The organism is Janthinobacterium sp. BCJ23 (assembly GCF_059617945.1).
Map to the genome: position 1 here is coordinate 115,109 of NZ_JCAQAW010000011.1, position 20,621 is coordinate 135,729.

Below are 20,621 nucleotides of genomic sequence, written 5' to 3' on the forward strand. Positions count from 1 at the left end.
GGCGGAACCGGTCGCGCCACCTGCGCCACCGCCCGTGCTGGAAAAGCGCCGTGCCGATCCTGTCCCTGCGCCCGCCCCTGCACGGGAACCAGCAGCCGCTCCCGCAGCAGTGACAGACAGCGTTCCCGACACGCCGGCTGACAGCCCACCGGCTGGCAAGCGCATGAAACTGATCGCCGCGGCCGTCGCAGCGGTGGTGCTGCTGGGCGGTGCGGGCGCTTACTATTTCTTGTCAAGCAAGCCGCCTGTCGCCGTGCCTGAACCGGAGGCAACCTTGCCGGTGCAGGAAGACCCTGCGCTGGCCGCCGAGCAGCCGCTGGCCATCGATGACGCTGCGCTCGATGGCGGCACGGCGGGCGACCTTGCCGCGACACCTGCTGCCGAGCCTGAGCCTGAGCCTGAGCCAGCGGCAGCGCCTGCTCCGGCACCCGAGCCGGCTCCAGCAGCGCCCCCGGCCCCTGTCGTGGAAAAACCGGCCAAGCCCGTCAAGGTGACCCCGCCACCGGCGCCTGTCAAACAGACGACGGGCCTGGAAAGCGTGATCACGGACAGCCTGTCGGAAGCGAGCCACTGCATGAGCCAGCGCAAATACGACTGTGCCATTGCCAATGCGAATGCCGTGTTGCGCATGGACAAGGGCAACCGCCATGCGCAGGACATCAAGCGCAAGGCGAAGGAAGCGCAAGACAAGGCGCTGTCGCAAATCCAGATCGAGTAAGCCGTAGCTTGCCTCCCATTCCTATTTTGATTATTTCGGAGAATAACGTGAAAAACTTGAAACAAATGGCCAAGCCCCTGGTGGCGATGCTGGTCGTGTCGTCGATGCTGGCCGGCTGCGCCGCGCCGGGCGGCCCTGGCGCCACGGGCAATACCACCACCGCAGGCACGGAAGCGGCCAGTGGCGAATGCAATACGGCCATGCTGGCCGGCATCGGCGCCGTCGTCGGCGGCTTGCTGGGCGGTGGCAACAACACCGTGCGCGGTGCGGCCCTGGGCGCCAGCCTGGGCGCGCTCGCCTGCGTGGCCCTCAATTATCAAAGCCAGCAAGTCAAGACGTCGCAGCAGGTGCAGGCCGATTACAAGGTGGCCAACAAGGGCAAGCTGCCCGAGCAGTCGACCCTGGTGAAATACGAGACGGGCTTTACGCCGTCGTCCGTGCGTCCGGGCCAGAAAGCGCAGACCAATTCGTACATCGAAGTGGCGGCCGGCACGCGCGATCCGAACCCGCTGGTGGAAGAGGAACTGAGCCTGTACAAGCCCAATGGCGACCTGATCAAAACCGTGCGCAAGGTGGTCAGCAGCAATAACGGCAGCGGCGCCTACAAGGGCGGCTTCTCGATTCCCATGCCTGAAGGCGTGCCGCAAGGCATTTACCCGGTACGCACGGCCCTGTACCTGAATAGCAAGCGCGTCGGTGGTCAGGACGTCAAGCTGCAGATCGTCCAGCGCCAGGCGCCTGCGAGCGAGCTGCAACTGGCGCTCGCCTACTGACACAGTATGACCATGGGACGGCCAGGCAGGCCGTCCCCTCCCGATTCACCCCTTCCAGGCCAGACATGACCATTTCCACACAAACACATCAACCTCTTCCCTTTTCCTCCGCCGTGGGTTCGCTGATCGAAGCGACCGACGCCATCAGGAACTTTCGCGCGATTGCGCTGCTGGCCCTGACCTTCATCAGCGCCGTGCTCGTCGGTGGCGTGCTGACGATGCTTGCCGGCGGCATGAGCAGTCCGCTGCTGGTCTTTGTCGGTGGCCTGATGGCCTTCCTTGTGATGTTTTACGGTTCTAACGCTGTCGGCATCATGCTGATGCGCGACGCGCAAGGCCAGCCTGGCATGAGCCTGGTTGATGCCATGCTCGTTTCGCTGTACACGAGCCACCGCCTGATCGCGGTCGTCTTCCTTGAATTTTTGATCGTGCTGGCGGCCATGATCACCATCGCCATCATCTTGTTTGTCTGCAAGATTCCCGTGCTCGGCCCCGTGCTGTACACGGTCGTCTTCCCGCTGTCGGCCATCGTGCTGGGCGTGCTGGTATTTGCGCTGTTCTATGTGATGCTGCCGCTGGCCGGCCCTGCCGCCTGGTCGGGCGCCACCGTGTTCCAGATCATTGCCCGCCTGAACCTGATCGTGCGCACCAAGCTGGTGTCCGTGATCTTGCTGGAAGTGCTGTTGTTCCTGATCACGACGTTTGTGGCGCTGCTGATCTTTGGCGTGGTCGGTACCGGCGTATCGCTGACCAGCGGCATGTCGGCCGGCATCCTGGGCCTGGGCGGCCAGATGAATATGTACACCCTGGCTTCGGGTTTGAATGGTGGTTCCGGCTACATCATCGCAGCGGGCCTGGGCGGCGGCTTGCTGCTGGCGGCCGCGGCCGTGGTACCGGGCCTGATCTTCACCAAGGGCGTGTGCATCATTTACCTGAACGCCACGCGCAATGTCGATTTCAGCGCCTCGGAAGCGAGCCTGAACGACGGCCTGGCCACGGTCAAGAAAAAAGCCGAGGAAGCGCGTGACCGTGCGCGTGCCCTGGCCGAGCAAGCTGCGGCACCGGCCACGCCAGCCGCTCCGGCTGCCGCGCCCGTTGACAGCCTGCATTGCCCGAGCTGCAAGGCACCGGTCGCGTCCGATGACGTGTTCTGCGGCGAATGCGCGCATAAACTCAAGTAAGGCACACCATGGCTCACTTCTGCACCAAATGCGGCACCGCCCATGCCCCCGGGGCGCGCTTCTGCGATGAATGCGGCAAGGCTGTCAACGCCGCACCGGCGCCCGCGTCCGCTCCTGTACCGGCATCTGCACCAGCCGCGACGCCGGCGCTGTCCGGCGTGAAGCGGCGCCACATCGTGATCGCCGGCGGCGTGCTGGCGGTGGTCGTCGTGGCTGGCGGCGCCCTGGCGTGGCTGCTGAAGCCAGAGGCGGCCTCGGCCAGCAGTTTCAGCCGCGCCATCGACGCCCACCTGGCGGCCGACGAGGCGGCGCGCGACAAGCTGCTGTGCTTGTCCAACTTGCCGTACCAGAAGGAAGAAATCCGCGTGGCGTCGTACGACAGTTCCACTCGGCAATGGCTCGATATCCTTGTGCGTAGCGGCCTGTACAACGCTCCCGTCGAGCAAAGCAGCGGTGGTTGGGTTGCGCAATCGCAATTTGTCTACGCGCTGGCCGCGCCGGGCAAGGCGGCCTTGCGTGGCGACAAGCTGTGCGTGGCCAAGGGCGTGAAAGTGGCCAAGGTCAGCGGCTACGATCAGGTGCGCGACTTGGGCGTACAGCAAGTGGCGATGGCCAAGGCCACCCTGACGCTGACCGATGAGGCGGCGTGGTTCGCCAAATCGCCGGACCGCGCGCTGATCCTGCAGCGCTTGCCGGACGGCGATCTGCAAGTGCGACTGCCGATGGCGCTGGTTGACAAGCAATGGCAAGTCATCGACGAAGCGCAGATGAGCCAGGCGGCCATGACCGGTGCGATAGGCAAATCGTCGGCCGCGCAGGGTGCGGGCATGCTGGACAAGCTGAAAAGCGTGTTCAGCTTTGGCGGCCACCCGGCGGTGGGGAAATGGCAGGCGGCGATGGGCAACGTCCTGGAATTTACAAGTGACAGCGTGATCAATAACGGCACCTCGACCAAGGCCACCTTCACCACCAAGGGCAATACCGTGACGATCGCGCCGGAAGGCGCGGGCGAAGCGGCCATGGATATTATCGTCAGCGACGATGGCAGCACGGCGCAGATCAGCATGGGCGGCATGCGGGTAACGACCCTGCGGCGCGTGCGCGATTAAGTATCTGTCAGACAGCGCGGCTTTCCGCCTGACATGGTTCCCCGCAGCCCGGCCATGCCGGGCTTTTTTTCGTCCGCAGGCAGCGGTGCGCACGCCCATTTGTCTTGACATCAAGATAGTTCGCGTCCACACTGAGTTTTTATCTTAGTGTCGAGATAGTTGTATGGTTTCTTCTTCCGTCCGCCCCGCCTGGGGCGATATTCTGCTCACGGCGCTGGCGCCCCTGATCTGGGGTTCCACGTATATCGTCACGTCCGAACTGCTGCCGCCCGACCGGCCCTTCACTGCGGCCCTGATCCGCGTGTTGCCGGCCGGCTTGCTGTTGCTGCTGGTCATGCGGCGCCTGCCCGCGCGGCGCGACTGGGCCCGCGTGCTGATCCTGTCGGCGCTGAATATCGGCGTGTTCCAGGCGCTGCTGTTCGTGGCAGCCTACCGCTTGCCCGGCGGCTTGGCGGCCGTGGTGGGCGCCATCCAGCCGCTGCTGGTCATGGGCCTGGCCTGGGGCGTGGAAGGGCGCCGTCCGGCCCGGTTGGCCTTGGGTGCCAGCGTACTGGGCGTGGCGGGCATGGGCATTTTGTTGTTGTCGCCGCGCACCGTGTGGGAACCGATCGGTATTGCCGCCGCGCTGGGCGGCACGGCCTGCATGGCGGCCGGTACCTATCTGACGCGGCGCTGGAAGCCGGACTTGCCCGTGCTGGCGCTGACGGGCTGGCAATTGCTGCTCGGTGGCCTGATGCTGGCGCCCGTCGCCTGGCTGGCCGACGCACCGCTGCCGGCCTTGTCCTTGCCGCAAATATTGGCCTACGCCTACCTGTGCCTGGCCGGCGCCCTGCTCGCGTACGCGCTGTGGTTTCGCGGCATCGCCAGGCTGTCGCCCGTGGCCGTCTCCTCCTTGGGCCTGCTCAGTCCCCTGATGGCCGTCGTGCTGGGCTGGGCCTTTCTGGGCCAGGCCATGACGGGCTGGTCGATGCTGGGCTTGCTGCTGGTGCTGGCCAGCGTGCTGGCCGTGCAGTGGGCCAGCGCCCGTCCCGCAACAAACGTCTGATTTCTACGCATTTCTCCTCGGCAGGCCGATCGCGTCGGCCTGCCTGTTTCCCTCTGGGCGCTCCCTTTTTGCTGCACCGCACATACAGTTTTGCTTGCACTGTAATAGGGCATTGAGGCACTATTCGCTTCGCGCAAACGTTTGCGCGCCGTAAAATTTCATAAAAGCATGGTGTAGACGTGCTTGACCAACAACTCTGGAGACGCTCATGACATCCCGTATTCGCCTGAAAATGATTGCCGCCGCTGTCCTCGTGTGTGCCTTGCCCGCAGCGCCGGCGATGGCGCAGACACCTGCCAAACCGAAGGTCGCATTGGTGATGAAGTCGCTCGCCAATGAATTTTTCCTGACCATGGAAAATGGCGCCAAGGCGCACCAGAAGGCCAATGCCGCCAAGTACGACCTGCTGTCGAACGGCATCAAGGATGAGACGGATACGTCGAGCCAGATCAAGCTGGTCGAGCAAATGATCGTCTCGCGCGTCAACGCGCTGGTGATCGCCCCGGCCGACTCGAAAGCGCTGGTGCCGGTGCTGAAGAAAGCCATCGACGCGGGCATCATCGTCGTCAATATCGACAACAAGCTCGACGAAGGTGCCCTGAAAGAGAAGGGCATCACCGTGCCGTTCGTCGGCCCGGACAACCGCAAGGGCGCCAAGGTGGTTGGCGACTTCCTGGCCAAGCAGATCAAGAAGGGCGACCCGGTCGGCATCATCGAAGGCGTGTCGACGACCTACAACGCGCAGCAGCGCACACTGGGTTTCCAGGACGCCATGAACGCGGCCGGCGCGAAAGTTGTCAGCGTGCAGTCGGGCCAGTGGGAAATCGCTCCGGCCAACACGGTGGCGGCCGCCATGCTGAACGCCAACCCGAACATCAAGGCTTTGCTGTGCGGTAACGACAACATGGCCATCGGTGCCGTGTCCGCCATCAAGGCGGCTGGTAAAACGGGCAAAGTCATCGTCGTCGGCTACGACAACATCAACGCCATCAAGCCGATGCTGGCCGATGGCCGCGTGCTGGCTACCGCCGACCAGTTCGGTTCGCAGCAAGCCGTGTTCGGCATCGAGACCGTGCTGAAAGCCCTGGCACAGAAGAAGAAACAGGCCGAGCTTGGTGGCGTCATCGAAACCAAGGTCGAACTGGTCGCCAAGGCCGCCAAGTCCTGATCGTTTGATCCCGCCGGGGCCGGCGCCTGCCTACTCATGCGAGCAGGCGGCGCCGGCCCCGCCGCCACTACCGCGGAGTTTTATCATGCCCATCGACATCCCCCCGGCGCCATCAGCCGCCATCCCTCTATTGACCCTGGATAACATCGGCAAGTCCTATGTCGGCCCCGTGCTGGGCGGCGTGGGCTTGCGCTTTGCCCCCGGCCAGGTGCTGGCGCTGACGGGCGAAAACGGTGCTGGTAAAAGCACCTTGTCGAAGATCATCTGCGGTCTGGAGCAAGCCACCACGGGCACGATGCTGCTCGACGGAAAGCCTTACCAGCCCGCCTCGCGCGGCGCCGCCGAGGCGCTGGGCATCCGCATGGTGATGCAGGAACTCAATTTGATTCCCACCCTGTCGATCGCGGAAAACCTGTACCTGAAAAACCTGCCGCAGCGTTTCGGCTTCATAGACCGCGGCCGTCTCGAACGCGACGCGCGTGAACAGATGGAAAAAGTGGGTTTGGGCGGCCTCGATCCGTGGACCCTCGTGGGCGAACTGGGCATCGGCCACCAGCAAATGATCGAAATCGCGCGCAATCTGATCGGCGCCTGCCGCCTGCTGGTGCTCGACGAGCCGACAGCCATGCTGACGCACCGCGAAGTGGAATTGCTGTTCCTGCAAATCGAACGCCTGAAGGCCGAAGGCGTGTGCATCATCTATATTTCCCACCGCCTGGAAGAACTCAAGCGCGTGGCCGACCGCATCGCCGTGCTACGCGACGGCCAGCTCGTGTGCGACGACGATATCGCGGGCCATTCCGCCGCCGATCTGGTCAGCCTGATGGTGGGACGTTCGGCCGACGATGCGGTGGACCTGAGCGGTCGCACCATCGGCGCGCCATTGCTGCGCGTGCGGGGACTGGCGCGCGGCAAGGTCGTCAACCCGACCTCGTTCGACTTGCGCGCCGGTGAAATCCTCGGCATCGCCGGCCTGATCGGCTCGGGCCGCACGGAATTGCTGCGCCTGATCTTCGGCGCCGACCGCGCCGATGCCGGTGACGTGTTCCTTGGCGACAGCGAAACGCCGGCCGCCCTGGCCTCGCCGCAGGCAGCGGTGAAAGCGGGCATCGCCATGATCACGGAAGACCGCAAGGGACAAGGCTTGTTGTTGCGCCAGTCCATCGCCGTCAACACGACCCTGGCCTCGCTCGACACCGTCAGCGGCGCCGGTTGGCTCAACGATGCGTCCGAAGCGTCGGTGGCCGACGACTACATCGAGCGCCTCGGTATCCGCTCGCGCAACAGCGCGCAAACGGTGGCGGAACTGTCTGGCGGTAACCAGCAAAAGGTGGTGATCGCACGCTGGCTGTACCGCGACTGCCCCGTGATGCTGTTCGACGAGCCCACGCGCGGCATCGATATCGGCGCCAAGTTTGATATTTATCAGGTGCTGGCCGAACAGGCGCGCCAGGGCAAGGGCCTCGTCATCGTCTCGAGCGACTTGCGCGAGCTGATGCTGATCTGCGACCGCATCGCCGTCATGAGCGCGGGCAGCATCGTCGAGACCTTCGAGCGCGGCGCCTGGAGCCAGGACGCGCTGCTGTCGGCCGCCTTCTCCGGCTATTTGACCCCCACTTCCACTCCAGTTGCGGCCTGATCCGCCGGAAAGATTCCCATGACCACCAATTCCTCTCCTTCGTATCTGCAGCGCAGCCTGGCCGACCTGAAAAACTATGCGGGCCTGATCGGCGCCCTGGTCGCCATGTGCGTGCTGTTCTCGTTCGCCAGCGAAAACTTCTTCACCCTGGCCACCTTGAGCACCCTGTCGAACAATATCCCGACCCTCGTCGTGATGGCTGTTGGCATGACGTTTGTGCTGATCATCGGCGGCATCGATTTGTCGGTCGGTTCCGTGATGGCGCTGGCCGCGTCCGTGCTGTCGCTGGCCGTCGTGCACTGGGGCTGGCCCGTGTGGAGCGCTGCCATGCTGGGCATGTTCGTCGCCGCCCTGTGCGGCGCCACCACGGGCCTGATTTCCGTCGGCTGGCGCATTCCCTCGTTCATTGTTTCCCTGGGCGTGCTGGAAATGGCGCGCGGCATGGCGTATCAGGTGACGAACTCGCGCACGGAATACATCGGCAGCGCCGTTGACGGCATCAGCTCGCCGATCGCGTTCGGCCTGTCGCCCGCTTTCATCGCCTCGATTGCCATCGTTGTCATCGGTCACCTCGTGCTCACGCGCACGGTGCTGGGCCGCCACTGGATCGGCATCGGCACGAATGAAGAAGCCGTGCGTTTGTCCGGCATCAACACAAAACCGTCAAAAGTACTGGTGTTTGCCTTGATGGGCTTTCTCGCCGGCGTGGGCGCCTTGTTCCAGGTGTCGCGCCTGGAAGCGGCCGACCCGAACGGCGGCGTGGGCATGGAATTGCAAGTGATCGCAGCCGTCGTGATCGGCGGCACGAGCCTGATGGGTGGACGCGGTTCCGTCATCAGCACGTTTATCGGCGTGTTGATCATTTCCGTGCTGGAAGCGGGCCTGGCGCAAGTGGGCGTGTCCGAACCCGTGAAACGCATCGTCACGGGCCTGGTGATCGTTGCGGCCGTGGTGCTCGATACCTACCGCCGCCGTGGCGAGCGTTCATAATACTGGCCCATGGCAACCATCAAACAAGTGGCGCAGGCGGCGGGGGTGTCGTTTACCACCGTGTCGCACGTCCTCAACAATACCCGCCCCGTCAGCGACGAGGCGCGCCGCGCCGTGCTGGCGGCCGTGGAACAATTGCATTACGTCCCCAGCGCACTGGCGCGGTCCTTGCGCAGCCGCAGCACGGGCACCATCGGCCTGATCATCCCCAACAATACGAATCCGTATTTTTCGGAAGTGGCGCGCGGTATCGAGGACAGCTGCTACGCGGCCGGCTACAGCGTGATTTTATGTAATTCCGACGACGACCCCGTCAAGCAGCGCGACTATTTAAATGTGCTGCTGACCAAGCGCTGCGACGGCCTGATTTTGTCCGCGCTGGCCGACAGCGATGGCGAATTGCTGCGCAAGATGAAGGTGCCGGCCGTGCTGCTCGACCGCGCGCCCAGCGACCTGTCCATCGATGCCGTGGCCGTCGATAACCGCGCCGGCGGTGCCTTGGCCGCGCGCCATCTGCTGGGTCTGGGGCGCCGGCGTTTTGCCTGCATCGCCGGTCCCCGTGAAGTGAGCATTTCCAATGAGCGCATCGACGGTGTGCGCAGCGCCATGGCGGACGCGGGCGTGGCCCTGGACGACGCGCTGTGCCGCCATGGAGATTTTACGAGCGCGGGCGGCTATGCGGCCGCGCTGGATCTGCTGGCGCTGCCGCCAGGCCAGCGCCCCGACGCCTTGTTCTGCTGCAATGACTTGATGGCCTTTGGCGCCCTGCGCGCCGCCGCCGAGCGGGGCATTGCCGTGCCGGGGGAACTGGCCGTCGTCGGCTTCGATGATATCGACCTGGCCAGCTTCGTGCATCCGGCCTTGACCAGCGTGGCGCAAAATACGCGCGAGCTGGGCCACATCACGGCCGCCTGCCTGCTGGCGCGCATCGCCGACCCCGCCTTGCCGCGCCAGCAGCGCAGCATCGCGCCGGCACTGCACGTGCGCGGCTCCAGCGTGGCGGCCGCTGTAACTTCTACCGCACCTACTTCTTTACCTGCAACTGAACTGATGGGAATGACATCATGATCGTGGTTATCGGCAGCATCAATATGGACCTGGTCTTGCGCGTGCCGCGCATGCCCCTCCCCGGCGAAACCCTGACGGGCGGCGCGTTTAGAACCATCCCTGGCGGCAAGGGCGCGAACCAGGCCGTGGCCTGCGCGCGCCTGAGCGGCAAAGTGGCCGGTGCCCAGCAAGTGGCCATGGTCGCTTGCGTGGGCGACGACGCGTTTGGCGCGACCCTGCGCGCGGCGCTTGTCGGCGACGGCATCATCGACAGCCACATCACGACCTTGCCCGGTGTCGCGTCCGGCATCGCCTCGATCCTTGTCGACGACAACGGCCAGAACAGCATCGTGATCGCCGGCGGCGCCAACGATCTGCTCAGCCCCGCGCACATCGACGCGGCGCAAGGGTTAATTGAGCAGGCCGACATCGTCGTGCTGCAGCTGGAAACCCCGATGGCCACCGTCGTGCATGCGATCAAATTGGCCCGTTCGCTGGGCAAGACCGTGGTGCTGAACCCGGCCCCGGCGGCCAGCTTGCCGGAAGGCGTGCTGGAACTGGTCGATTACCTGATTCCGAATGAAATCGAAGTGGCCATGCTGGCCGGCGTCAGCCCGGAAGGTGCGGACGTCAAGGCGCTGGCCGCCGCGCTGCAAAAGCTGGGCAGCGACAACGTCATCATTACCTTGGGTTCCAAGGGCGTGCACGCGGCCCTGTATGGCGGCGATTTCACGTTCCCGGCCGAAGTGGTAAAAGCCGTCGATACGACGGCCGCCGGCGACACGTTTATCGGCGGTTTTGTGGCGGGCCTGGCGTCCGGCATGGACGAGGCGGAAGCGATCCAGCAAGGCCAGCGCGCGGCCGCCTGGAGCGTGACCAAGCCCGGCGCACAAACGTCGATCCCCCACTTGCACGAGCTGTTCTGAGACCATGAAAAAATCACCGCTGCTTAATATCGCACTGTCGCAACTGATCGCGTCGCTGGGCCATGGCGACATGCTCGTCATCGGCGACGCGGGCTTGCCGTCGCAGCCGGGCGTGCCCCTGATCGACCTGGCCCTGACGCGCGGCATCCCCGGCTTCATCGATACAGTCAACACCGTGCTGAGCGAAATGCAGGTGGAATACCATTTGCTCGCCAGCGAGTTGCCGCAGCATAATCCGGCCATGGCGGCGCAGGTGGCGGCCCTGGCCTTGCCCGATGCGCGCCAGGTGACGCACGACGAGTTCAAGCAATTGTCGAAGGGCGCGCGCGCCATCGTGCGCACGGGTGAGTGCAGTCCGTACGCCAACATCATTTTGGTGGCTGGCGTCGTGTTCTAACGCAAACAATGGCGCGATTGTTTGCTAAAAACATCAACGCTATTGTCCGCATTGAAATAATTATCCATCGGCAAAAGGGGCGGCTACAATAGCCTTACCCCTGCCAACGCGGCAGCTTCCTGTGGTGTCCCGCCATGCCGATGAAAGCCTCCGACGCTTTCCGCTGCTGTTTCATTCTGCTGCTGTGCCTGGCCACGCCCGTCCGGGCGCTGGAAGCCGTCTCCCTGCACCTCAATTTCACGCACCAGTTCCAGTTCGCCGGCTATTACGCGGCCATCGAGCAAGGCTATTACCGCGAGGCGGGGCTCGAGGTGACATTGGTCGAAGGCAGCGGCGTGCCGCCTGCCGAGGCGGCCGTGCTGGCGGGCCAGGCCGAGTATGGCGTGGGCAACAGCACCTTGTTGCTCAGCCGCCTGGCGGGCAAGCCCGTGGTGGTGCTGGCCGTGGTGTTCCAGCATTCGCCCAGCGTGCTGCTGATGCGCCAGCAGGGCGGGGCGCCCGACGTGCGCAAGCTGGTGGGGGCGCCCGTGATGATCGGCGCGGCCGTCAATGTGGCGGCCGCCTCCGATGAAGTGTCGCTATTCCTGGGGAAAATGGGCGTCGCGCCGCAGCAGATGCGCCACTTGCCGCCAAGCTACCGGATCGAGGATTTGATCGATGGCAAGGTCGATGCGATTGCCGCGTACTCCACCAATGAACCGGACTACCTGGACCGGGCGGGATTTTCCTATTACCAGTTTACGCCGCGTACGGCCGGCATCGATTTCTACGGCGACAACCTGTTTACCAGCGAGCAGGAACTGCGCCGCCATCCCGAGCGTGTCAAAGCGTTCCGCGCGGCCAGCCTGCGCGGCTGGCAATACGCGATGGCGCACCGCGAGGAAATGGCGCAACTGATCCACGTCAAATACAGCCAGCGCCACGACCGCGCGCACCTGCTGTACGAGGCGCAGCAGATGGAATTGCTGCTGCAGCCCGTGCTGGTGGAGCTCGGCTACATGAATCCCCAGCGCTGGCAGCATATTGCCGACACGTACGCGGCCATGGGCGTGCTGCCACCCAAGGCCACGGACAGCCGCGCCTACAAGGGTTTCCTGTACCGCCCCGTGCCAGGCGCCGACCTGGGCTGGCTATACCTGTCGCTGGGCCTGGCGGGCAGTTTGCTGGCCGTGTCGGCCGGCTTCCACTTCAACAACCTGGCGCGCGAGCGCCGCCGCACGGAGGAAACCATCCGCCAGGGGGAATTGCGCTTTCGCACCATGTTCGAGGAAGCGCCCATGGGTATCGCCCTGATCGATACCGTGAGCGGACAGTTTCTCGATATCAATCCGCGCTATCTGGCCATCGCCGGACGCACCCTGGAGCACATGAAGCAAACGAGTTGGATGGAGATCAGCCATCCCGACGATGTGGCCGGTGAGCAGGCGCACGTGGCGCAGTTGCTGGCGAGGCGTTTGCAGGGCTTCCGCCACGCCAAGCGCATCGTGCGTCCCGATGGCGGCGTGGTGTGGGTCGATGCCTCGGTGACGGCCATCGCCACGGCGCGCCATGGCGGACCGCACCACCTGTGCATGCTGGAAGATGTGACGGACAAGCGGCAAACGGAAGCGCTGATCTGGCAGCAAGCCAATTTCGATACCTTGACGCAATTGCCGAACCGCCGCATGTTCCACGAGCGTTTGCGCCAGGCGCTGGCGCAGGGACGGCGCGATGCGAACCGCGTGGCCATCCTGTTCATCGACCTCGACCATTTCAAGGAAGTCAACGACACCCTGGGCCACCACCAGGGCGATATCTTGCTGATCGAAGCGGCGCGGCGCATCCGCGTGGGCGTGCGCGAGACGGACACGGTGGCGCGGCTGGGCGGCGATGAATTCACGGTGATCCTGTCCGACATCGATGATTTGCAGCAAGTCGACCGCATCGCGCGGCAGATACTCGACGGCTTGCTGGCGCCGTTCCTGCTGGGACAGGAGCAGGCCTTCGTCTCGGCCTCGATCGGCATCACCCTGTATCCCGATGATGCGGGCACGATCGAGGACTTGCTCAAGCAGGCGGACCAGGCCATGTATGTGTCGAAAGGCGCGGGGCGCAACCGCTACAGCTACTTTACGCCGGCCATGCAGGTGGCGGCCGTCAACCGCATGCGCATGGGGGCGGACTTGCGCACGGCCCTGCGCGAACAGCAGATGCAGCTGTACTACCAGCCCATCGTCGAACTGCACAGCGGCAATATTTCCAAAGCGGAAGCCTTGCTGCGCTGGCAGCATCCGCAGCGGGGCATCGTGTATCCACCCGATTTCCTCGCGCTGGCCGAAAGCAGCGGCCTGATCGTGGAGATCGGCGACTGGGTGCTGCGCACGGCGGCCACGCAACTGCTGCACTGGCGCGCGCAGGGCCAGGCCATCGGTTTGCCGGGACTGCAACTGTGCCTGAACCAGTCGCCGCTGGAATTGCAGCGCGAAGTGGAGGCACCCGGCACCTGGCTGCGCCAGCTGATGGCGCTTGATGTGCCGGCCTCGGCCATTGTGCTCGACATGCGCGAAGATGTACTTTTACCCAACGGCAATAGCATGGCGCCACGCCTGCAGCATTTGCGCGAAGCGGGCTTGCAGATCGCCCTCGACGACTTCGGCAGCGGCCATGCCTCGCTGACGCAGCTGCAGCAATGCGGTATCGACTACCTGAAGCTCGACGGCGTGCTGGTGCGCAAGCTGGCGGCCGGCGCCAGCGAACTGGTGCTGTGCGAAGCCATCGTCACCATGGCCCACAAGCTGGGCTTGCAGGTCATTGCCGAAGGGGTGGAGACCGAAGAGCAGCGCGCCCGGCTGCTGGAGATCGGCTGCGATTTCGCGCAAGGCGAGCTGTTTGCGCCGCCGCTGGCCATCGAAGCGTTCGACGCGCTGCTGCACGCCCGGCGGCCCTTGCGCCCTTGAAACAGGCCCAGCCTGCCACCAGATTTCATCGAGGCCTGCGGGACGGGGCTCCCGGCTTGAACGGGCTTATACTCGATGGGCTGGCGCCTGCGCCCGGCTTTGCTGTCACCGGTACCTACACCGGGTGCGCAGGCAAACTTCTTCCATTCACTCAACTCGAGGTGACCTCATGGGCATTTTCAGCAATATCTACAACAAGATCTTCCACCATTCGTCCGACGCCGCACCGGCTGCCACGCCGGCCGCCGCCACGACAGCACCTGCAGCAGCACCGGCCGCTCCTGCTGCCGCTCCGGCCGCTGCCGCGCCCGTGGTGGACGTGGAAGTGGTGCTGGTCGACCTGGCCAGCAAGAACGCGGAAAAACTCAATTGGCGCACGTCCATCGTCGACCTGATGAAACTGCTTCAACTCGACAGCAGCCTGGCCGCGCGCAAGGAACTGGCGCAAGAGCTGCACTTTACGGGCGACACCAACGATTCGGCCAGCATGAATATCTGGCTGCACCGCCAGGTGATGATCAAGCTGGCCGAAAACGGCGGCAAGGTACCGGAAGAACTGAAGAACTAAACACCTGGCGGCGGCAGGGGTATCCACTGTCACCGCTATCCAATCCTGTGGGAACTGCCTATCATGGAGTTCCCATAGCGTCATGATAGCTAAAACCAATTGAAACTATTGTGACAATCAATTTTGCATATGGGTTAAAACCCCTTACACTAGAGTCTTACTGATTCACCACACGAGAGGAAATGACTATGTCGCTGATCAATACCCAAGTTAAACCATTCAAGGCAACCGCATACCACAATGGCAAATTCGTCGACCTGACGGAAGCGTCGCTGAAAGGCAAGTGGTCGGTATTCGTCTTCTACCCAGCCGACTTCACCTTCGTTTGCCCAACCGAACTGGAAGATCTGGCCGATCACCACGCTGAATTCCAGAAACTGGGCGTCGATGTCTACGGCATCTCGACCGATTCGCACTTCGCGCACAAAGCATGGCACGACACCTCGGACGCGATCAAGAAAGTGCAATACGCACTGATCGGCGACCCAACCGGTACCCTGTCGCGCAATTTCGAAGTCATGATCGAAGAAGAAGGTATGGCGCTGCGCGGTACCTTCGTCATCAATCCAGACGGCTTCATCAAAGTGCTGGAAGTGCATGACAACGGCATCGGCCGTGACGCATCGGAACTGTTGCGCAAAGTTAAGGCAGCTCAATACGTTGCCGCTCACCCAGGCGAAGTTTGCCCAGCCAAATGGACGGAAGGCGCAGCAACCCTGACCCCATCGCTGGACCTGGTTGGCAAGATCTAAGTCTCGATGCAACACGTAGCAAACAAGTAGTTACCGCGATGCCGGACCGGGCGTCCGGCCCGGCATTCGCCTAAATATTTGTAAAGGAAGAAAAAATCATGTTAGACGCAACCCTCAAAACCCAACTGAAATCCTACCTGGAAAAAGTGGTGTATCCGCTTGAGCTGGTCGCTTCTCTCGATGACAGCGCAAAAGCCCGCGAGATGAAGGAATTGCTCCAGGAGATAGTCCTGTTGAGCGACAAGATCACGCTGGTCGAGCGCCTTGACGCTGGCGTACGCGCCCCGTCGTTCAGCATCAACCGTGCAGGCTCCGATATCGGCGTGCGTTTCGCCGGTGTGCCGCTGGGCCACGAATTTACCTCCTTGGTGCTGGCGCTGCTGCAAGTGGGCGGCCACACCATCAAGTTCGACGAGGCCGTGATCGAGCAGATCCGCAACCTCGACGGCGATTACGAGTTTGAAACGTTTATTTCGCTCTCCTGCCATAACTGCCCGGAAGTGGTGCAGGCCTTGAATGCCATGGCGGTGATCAATCCGCGCATCAAGGTCACCACCATCGATGGCGGCGTCTTCCCGAAAGAAGTGGAAGAGCGCCAGATCATGGCCGTACCGATGATGTTCCTCAATGGTCAGCATTTCGGCCAGGGCCGCACGAATGTCGAGGAAATCCTCGCCAAGCTCGACACTAACGCCGGCGCCCGCCAGGCCGCAGCGTTGTCGAAAAAAGACGTGTTCGATGTGCTGATCGTCGGCGGCGGTCCTGCCGGCGCGGCAGCGGCCATCTACGCGGCCCGCAAAGGCATCAAGACGGGCGTGCTGGCCGAGCGTTTCGGCGGCCAGGTGCTCGACACCCTCGCCATCGAAAACTTTATTTCGGTCAAGGAAACCGATGGTCCGAAGTTCGCCATGGCGCTGGAACAGCACGTCAAGGAATACGAAGTCGACATCATGAACACCCAGCGCGCCGCGAAACTGACGCCGGGCAAATTGGTGCAGATCGAGACGGCCAATGGCGCCGTGTTGAAAGCCAAGACCGTCATCCTGGCCACCGGTGCCCGCTGGCGCGAAATCAACGTGCCGGGCGAGAAGGAATACCGCAACCACGGTGTCGCCTACTGCCCGCACTGCGATGGCCCGCTGTTCAAGGGCAAGCGCGTGGCCGTGATCGGCGGCGGCAACTCGGGCGTGGAAGCGGCGATCGACCTGGCCGGTCTCGTGAAACACGTGACCCTGATCGAGTTCGGCGCGGAATTGCGTGCCGATGCGGTGCTGCAACGCAAGCTGCACAGCCTGCCTAACGTGACCGTGATCACCTCGGCGCAAACGACCGAGATCCACGGCGACGGCAAGATCGTCAATGGCCTGAGCTACACGGACCGGGTCAGCGGCGAGTCGAAAAAGGTCGAGCTGGAAGGCGTCTTCGTGCAAATCGGCCTGGTGCCGAACACGGAGTGGCTCAAAGGCACGGTGGCACTGTCGCGCCACGGCGAAATCGAAGTCGACGCCCGCGGCCAGACCTCGATCCCCGGCGTGTTTGCGGCCGGCGACGTCACCACGGTGCCGTACAAGCAGATCATCATTGCCACCGGCGAAGGCGCCAAGGCAGCTTTGTCCGCCTTTGACCACCTGATCCGCTCGGACGACGAGGAAGTGGTGGAAGAGTCCGCATCGAAAGAAGCATTGACGGCGTAAATCTTTACGCTGCAAAAAAACCGGAACGGCCGCGAGGTGGTTCCGGTTTTTTTATGCGTAGAAGAAACTTAGCTGCCCGCGTACTGGGAATTGGCGGCCACATACACTTGCACGCCGTCGACGGGCATGTCCTTCGGCGCGATCTCGGCCAGGGCGAAGACGGTCTTGTTGTTGAAGGTTTGCACGTGCCACGTAAAACGCTGGCCGGCGCGCGCGATGGTGACGGTTTCGCCGCGCGTGACGTTGATGTGGCGGGTATCGGGTTGCAGCTCGATGCTGCGCTGGGCGGCCGCGTGCGGGGCGCTGCTGCCATAGTCGGCGGCCGTGCCCGTGGGGCCGGCCGCGATGGCCGAGGTGGCAAGGACGGCGCACAAAATCGCCAGGGCACTGCGGTGGGTGTTCAACATAATTTCTCCAAGAATAAGCCTGGCGCAGTGAGTAGCCGCGCCATATTGTCGTTGTGGCTGCACCGGGATCGCCGGTTTTTGCAACACGGCATCCTAAGCGTTTCTTGTCGGATCTGCAAAGTCCTATTTCACAATTGCATGGTCGCCGCTAGGGGCACGTCCGGCGCCAAATGGTTGGTCAGCACGATGCGCTGGCGGCAAATTGCAGCAAAGCATGATGGGCCAGACGCAAGCGCAGGATTAGGTAGGGGGGAAAAGCTGCGGGGCAGGGGCGGAGCCGGGGTAGCGCTGATTCTAGAGCATTTGCGGTCCCACAATGGGAAAAGCCCTTCGGTTCAGAGAACCAAAGGGCTTTTCTTTTATTGGCGGAGCGGACGGGACTCGAACCCGCGACCCCCGACGTGACAGGCCGGTATTCTAACCAACTGAACTACCACTCCAAGCTCGTATGATCTGTGTTGCTGATCCATGAAGCACTGGATAATTTTCTGTATTGGTGGTGGGTGCTGAGAGGCTCGAACTCCCGACCTACGCCTTGTAAGGGCGCCGCTCTACCAACTGAGCTAAGCACCCGCATACCCAGAAAACTATCCCGACGTTTGTCACCACGTCTGGAAGAGGCACTATTATAGGGGGCGCTTTCGTGCTTGTGCAACTATTCTTGAGGGTGAACAGCAGTTTTTTTGCTGAAAAGCGCAAAAATAGTCAGGGAAGGGGGAACCGACGTGTTTTCTGCTTCTGAAATGGGAAAAGCCCTTCGGTTCAGAGAACCAAAGGGCTTTTCTTTTATTGGCGGAGCGGACGGGACTCGAACCCGCGACCCCCGACGTGACAGGCCGGTATTCTAACCAACTGAACTACCACTCCAAGCTCGTATGATCTGTATTGCTGATCCATGAAGCACTGGACAGTTTTCTGATTTGGTGGGTGCTGAGAGGCTCGAACTCCCGACCTACGCCTTGTAAGGGCGCCGCTCTACCAACTGAGCTAAGCACCCGTTGCTTGTCTCAGAAAACCATCCCGACGTTTGTCACCACGTCTGGAAGAGGCGCTATTATAGGACGGACAAAATCCTTCTGCAAGCGCTTTTTTCACTTTACTCCGTAATACCCCACTGCGACAGCATCCACGCCATATTGAATGCATTCTCGGCAATGGCGTTATAGCGGCCCGAAGCGCCGCCATGGCCGGCGCCCATATTCGTTTTCAGCAGCAGGGGATTGCCGTCCGTCTTGTACGCGCGCAGCTTGGCCACATACTTTGCCGGTTCCCAGTACATGACCTGGCTGTCGTTCAGGCCCGTCGTCACCAGCATGGCCGGGTAATTCTTGCGCGCAATGTTGTCGTAGGGCGAGTAGCTGAGCATGTAGTCGTAGGCCGCCTTCTGGTTCGGGTCGCCCCATTCCAGGTACTCGCCCGTCGTCAGCGGCAGGCTGGCGTCCATCATGGTGTTCATCACGTCGACGAAGGGCACGGCCGCGTGCACGGCGTGGAACAGCTCGGGACGCATGTTGACGACGGCGCCCATCAGCAAGCCGCCGGCGCTGCCGCCCTGGATGATCAGGCGGTTCGGGCTCGTCCATTTTTCACGCACCAGGTAGTCGGCGCTGTCGATGAAGTCATTGAAGGTGTTCTTCTTCTTCATCAGCATGCCGTCTTCATGCCACGCTTCGCCCATGTCCGTGCCGCCGCGGATATGCGCTTGCGCATAGATGACGCCACGGTCCAGCAGGCTGATGCGGCTGATGGAAAAAGTGGCTTCCGTCGAGATGCCATACGAACCATACGAATACAGCAGCAGCGGCGCGGAACCGTCGAGCTTGACGCCCTTCTTGTAGACGACCCACAGCGGCACTTGCACGCCATCGCGCGCTGTCACCCACAGGCGCTGCGTCGTGTAGCGGCTGCCATCAAAGCCGCCGACGATTTCCTGCTGCTTGAGCACCGTGCGCTTGCCGTCTTGCATGCTCATGTCGATGACGGTGGGCGGCGTGACGGGCGACTGGTAGGACATGCGGAATTGCGTGGCGGAAAACTCCGGCGTACCGGCCGCCGTGGCCAGGTAGACGGGGTCGTCGAACTGCACCGTTTTCCAGTTCTTCCGCGCGAAATCATGGATGCGGGCGCGGTTCAGGGCGCGGGCTTTTTCCATCACCACCAGATAGCCCTGGAAGACGTCGATGGACTGGATCACGGCATCCTTGTTGTGCGGCACGACGCTCTTCCAGTTCTTCGGCTGCGGGGCGGTCACTGGCGCGCTGACGACGCGGAAATTCTTCGCCTCTTTGTTGGTCAGAATAAACAGCTGGCCGTCGCGGTGCTCGATGCCGTAGCGGTGGCCTTTTTCACGTTTCAGCACGCTCTGGAAACTGCCTTCGGGCTTGCTCGTTGGCAGCAGCAGCACTTCGCTCGTATCCGTGCTGCGCGCAGTGAGCACGAAGTAGCGATGGTCGCGGGTGCGGCTCACGCCGATGGCGAACTGTTCCACTGGCTCGTGGTAGACCTGCTGCAAGGTGCCGCCCAGGGGCAGGCGGAACAAGCGGTCCGCGCGCTTGGTGGTGGCGTCTTCCTGCGTCAGCATCAGGGTGGCGTTGTCCGCCGCCCACGCCAGCGAGGTCACGCGCGGCATGGTGTCGCCCAGCAGCTTGCCCGTCTTCAAATCCTTGACATGCAGTTCGTACTGGCGGAAACCCGTCGTGTCGGTGGTGTAGGCCAGCAACTGTTCATTCGGGCTGATGGCAAACGCACGTACGGCAAAGAATTTGTGGCCTTCGGCCAATTGGTTCTGGTCGAGCAGGATTTCTTCAAGCGCCTGCGCATCGTAGGCGCCGTTCTTGCCGACAGGACGGCGGCAGTGAATCGGGTATTGCTTGCCCGCTTCCGTGCGCGTGTAATAGTAGAAATTGCCTTGGCGCGCAGGCGCGGACAGGTCCACTTCCTGCATGCGTCCCTTGACTTCCGCAGTCACCTTGTCGGCCAGCGGCTGGATCGGGGCCGTGACGGCGGCCGTGTAGGCGTTTTCCGCATTCAGGTAATCGATCACGGCAGGATCGGTCTTCTTTTGCAGCCAGCGGTAGTCGTCCGTGACGACGGTGCCGTGGCGCGTTTCCTGCCAGGCCGTCTTGGTGGCGACAGGTGCGGTGGCGGTAGCGACAGTGGCGGCGTCGGCGGCCAGCGCGGATGGCGCCAGCGAGGACAGCAGCAGGGCCGGCAGGATGGATAACCAGGCGGACCGGCGGCGCGCAGCGTGATGGGCGATAGACAAGGCGAC

General features: G+C 62.8%; 17 protein-coding genes and 4 tRNA genes. 15 read left to right on the plus strand and 6 right to left on the minus strand.

Annotation, left to right across the window (positions count from 1 at the left end; genetic code table 11):
- The first annotated feature begins 163 nt into the window (after positions 1-163).
- The 15 genes from AC54AG_RS25920 (at position 164) to ahpF (ending at position 16,943) form a co-directional block, all read left to right on the plus strand.
- Positions 164-718 (plus strand): hypothetical protein, encoded by a 555-nt coding sequence (locus tag AC54AG_RS25920; protein ID WP_496632294.1) that lies wholly within the window; start codon positions 164-166, stop codon positions 716-718.
- 47 nt (positions 719-765) lie between these two features.
- Positions 766-1,491, plus strand: coding sequence for a hypothetical protein (locus AC54AG_RS25925; RefSeq protein WP_139248483.1), 726 nt, complete (start codon positions 766-768; stop codon positions 1,489-1,491).
- A 65-nt stretch (positions 1,492-1,556) separates the two neighbouring features.
- Complete coding sequence (locus AC54AG_RS25930; RefSeq protein WP_496632169.1) at positions 1,557-2,672, plus strand: hypothetical protein; 1,116 nt, start codon at positions 1,557-1,559, stop codon at positions 2,670-2,672.
- A gap of 8 nt (positions 2,673-2,680) precedes the next feature.
- On the plus strand, positions 2,681-3,781 hold the full coding sequence (locus AC54AG_RS25935; protein ID WP_496632171.1) for a zinc ribbon domain-containing protein: 1,101 nt from the start codon (positions 2,681-2,683) through the stop codon (positions 3,779-3,781).
- A 163-nt stretch (positions 3,782-3,944) separates the two neighbouring features.
- Complete coding sequence (locus AC54AG_RS25940; protein WP_496632173.1) at positions 3,945-4,826, plus strand: EamA family transporter; 882 nt, start codon at positions 3,945-3,947, stop codon at positions 4,824-4,826.
- A gap of 208 nt (positions 4,827-5,034) precedes the next feature.
- Positions 5,035-5,994, plus strand: a complete 960-nt coding sequence (locus tag AC54AG_RS25945; RefSeq protein ID WP_496632175.1) for a sugar ABC transporter substrate-binding protein — start codon at positions 5,035-5,037, stop codon at positions 5,992-5,994.
- An 85-nt stretch (positions 5,995-6,079) separates the two neighbouring features.
- On the plus strand, positions 6,080-7,633 hold the full coding sequence (locus AC54AG_RS25950; protein ID WP_496632177.1) for a sugar ABC transporter ATP-binding protein: 1,554 nt from the start codon (positions 6,080-6,082) through the stop codon (positions 7,631-7,633).
- Between the two features lie 18 nt (positions 7,634-7,651).
- Positions 7,652-8,623, plus strand: a complete 972-nt coding sequence (locus AC54AG_RS25955) for an ABC transporter permease (protein WP_496632179.1) — start codon at positions 7,652-7,654, stop codon at positions 8,621-8,623.
- A 9-nt stretch (positions 8,624-8,632) separates the two neighbouring features.
- The gene (locus AC54AG_RS25960; protein WP_496632181.1) at positions 8,633-9,691 is read left to right on the plus strand and encodes a LacI family DNA-binding transcriptional regulator; all 1,059 of its coding nucleotides are present in this window, start codon (positions 8,633-8,635) and stop codon (positions 9,689-9,691) included.
- On the plus strand, positions 9,688-10,596 hold the full coding sequence (gene rbsK / locus AC54AG_RS25965; RefSeq protein ID WP_496632183.1) for a ribokinase: 909 nt from the start codon (positions 9,688-9,690) through the stop codon (positions 10,594-10,596). The genes AC54AG_RS25960 and rbsK overlap by 4 nt, the downstream gene beginning before the upstream one ends.
- Before the next feature lie 4 nt (positions 10,597-10,600).
- Positions 10,601-10,993: a D-ribose pyranase gene (rbsD, locus tag AC54AG_RS25970; RefSeq protein WP_034753900.1), complete on the plus strand. Its 393-nt coding sequence runs from the start codon at positions 10,601-10,603 to the stop codon at positions 10,991-10,993.
- 134 nt (positions 10,994-11,127) lie between these two features.
- Positions 11,128-13,929 carry an EAL domain-containing protein gene (locus AC54AG_RS25975; protein WP_496632185.1) on the plus strand — a complete coding sequence of 934 codons (2,802 nt, stop codon included), beginning with the start codon at positions 11,128-11,130 and terminating at the stop codon, positions 13,927-13,929.
- Between the two features lie 169 nt (positions 13,930-14,098).
- Positions 14,099-14,497 carry a DUF3597 domain-containing protein gene (locus AC54AG_RS25980; RefSeq protein WP_034753903.1) on the plus strand — a complete coding sequence of 133 codons (399 nt, stop codon included), beginning with the start codon at positions 14,099-14,101 and terminating at the stop codon, positions 14,495-14,497.
- 188 nt (positions 14,498-14,685) lie between these two features.
- Positions 14,686-15,249: an alkyl hydroperoxide reductase subunit C gene (gene ahpC, locus AC54AG_RS25985; protein WP_034753905.1), complete on the plus strand. Its 564-nt coding sequence runs from the start codon at positions 14,686-14,688 to the stop codon at positions 15,247-15,249.
- A gap of 98 nt (positions 15,250-15,347) precedes the next feature.
- Complete coding sequence (gene ahpF, locus AC54AG_RS25990) at positions 15,348-16,943, plus strand: alkyl hydroperoxide reductase subunit F (protein ID WP_139092006.1); 1,596 nt, start codon at positions 15,348-15,350, stop codon at positions 16,941-16,943.
- 68 nt (positions 16,944-17,011) lie between these two features.
- On the opposite strand, the gene AC54AG_RS25995 is transcribed toward ahpF, so the two are convergent.
- From AC54AG_RS25995 to AC54AG_RS26020, 6 genes are all read right to left on the minus strand, one after another.
- Complete coding sequence (locus tag AC54AG_RS25995) at positions 17,012-17,350, minus strand: CzcE family metal-binding protein (protein WP_496632188.1); 339 nt, start codon at positions 17,348-17,350, stop codon at positions 17,012-17,014.
- 363 nt (positions 17,351-17,713) lie between these two features.
- Positions 17,714-17,790, minus strand: a tRNA-Asp gene (locus AC54AG_RS26000).
- A gap of 57 nt (positions 17,791-17,847) precedes the next feature.
- A tRNA-Val gene (locus AC54AG_RS26005) sits at positions 17,848-17,923 on the minus strand.
- 217 nt (positions 17,924-18,140) lie between these two features.
- A tRNA-Asp gene (locus AC54AG_RS26010) sits at positions 18,141-18,217 on the minus strand.
- 54 nt (positions 18,218-18,271) lie between these two features.
- Positions 18,272-18,347 (minus strand) — tRNA-Val (locus tag AC54AG_RS26015).
- 99 nt (positions 18,348-18,446) lie between these two features.
- Positions 18,447-20,615: a S9 family peptidase gene (locus AC54AG_RS26020; RefSeq protein ID WP_496632190.1), complete on the minus strand. Its 2,169-nt coding sequence runs from the start codon at positions 20,613-20,615 to the stop codon at positions 18,447-18,449.
- Positions 20,616-20,621: the final 6 nt, after the last annotated feature.

Excerpts from the sequence above, each read along its gene's own strand:
- AC54AG_RS25920 (WP_496632294.1), top strand. The coding sequence starts at position 164 with ATGAAACTGATCGCCGCGGCCGTCGCAGCGGTGGTGCTGCTGGGCGGT.
- AC54AG_RS25930 (WP_496632169.1), top strand. The coding sequence starts at position 1,557 with ATGACCATTTCCACACAAACACATCAACCTCTTCCCTTTTCCTCCGCC.
- AC54AG_RS25935 (WP_496632171.1), top strand. The coding sequence starts at position 2,681 with ATGGCTCACTTCTGCACCAAATGCGGCACCGCCCATGCCCCCGGGGCG.
- AC54AG_RS25940 (WP_496632173.1), top strand. The coding sequence starts at position 3,945 with ATGGTTTCTTCTTCCGTCCGCCCCGCCTGGGGCGATATTCTGCTCACG.
- AC54AG_RS25945 (WP_496632175.1), top strand. The coding sequence starts at position 5,035 with ATGACATCCCGTATTCGCCTGAAAATGATTGCCGCCGCTGTCCTCGTG.
- AC54AG_RS25950 (WP_496632177.1), top strand. The coding sequence starts at position 6,080 with ATGCCCATCGACATCCCCCCGGCGCCATCAGCCGCCATCCCTCTATTG.
- AC54AG_RS25955 (WP_496632179.1), top strand. The coding sequence starts at position 7,652 with ATGACCACCAATTCCTCTCCTTCGTATCTGCAGCGCAGCCTGGCCGAC.
- AC54AG_RS25960 (WP_496632181.1), top strand. The coding sequence starts at position 8,633 with ATGGCAACCATCAAACAAGTGGCGCAGGCGGCGGGGGTGTCGTTTACC.
- rbsK (WP_496632183.1), top strand. The coding sequence starts at position 9,688 with ATGATCGTGGTTATCGGCAGCATCAATATGGACCTGGTCTTGCGCGTG.
- rbsD (WP_034753900.1), top strand. The coding sequence starts at position 10,601 with ATGAAAAAATCACCGCTGCTTAATATCGCACTGTCGCAACTGATCGCG.
- AC54AG_RS25975 (WP_496632185.1), top strand. The coding sequence starts at position 11,128 with ATGCCGATGAAAGCCTCCGACGCTTTCCGCTGCTGTTTCATTCTGCTG.
- AC54AG_RS25980 (WP_034753903.1), top strand. The coding sequence starts at position 14,099 with ATGGGCATTTTCAGCAATATCTACAACAAGATCTTCCACCATTCGTCC.
- ahpC (WP_034753905.1), top strand. The coding sequence starts at position 14,686 with ATGTCGCTGATCAATACCCAAGTTAAACCATTCAAGGCAACCGCATAC.
- ahpF (WP_139092006.1), top strand. The coding sequence starts at position 15,348 with ATGTTAGACGCAACCCTCAAAACCCAACTGAAATCCTACCTGGAAAAA.
- AC54AG_RS25995 (WP_496632188.1), bottom strand. The coding sequence starts at position 17,350 with ATGTTGAACACCCACCGCAGTGCCCTGGCGATTTTGTGCGCCGTCCTT.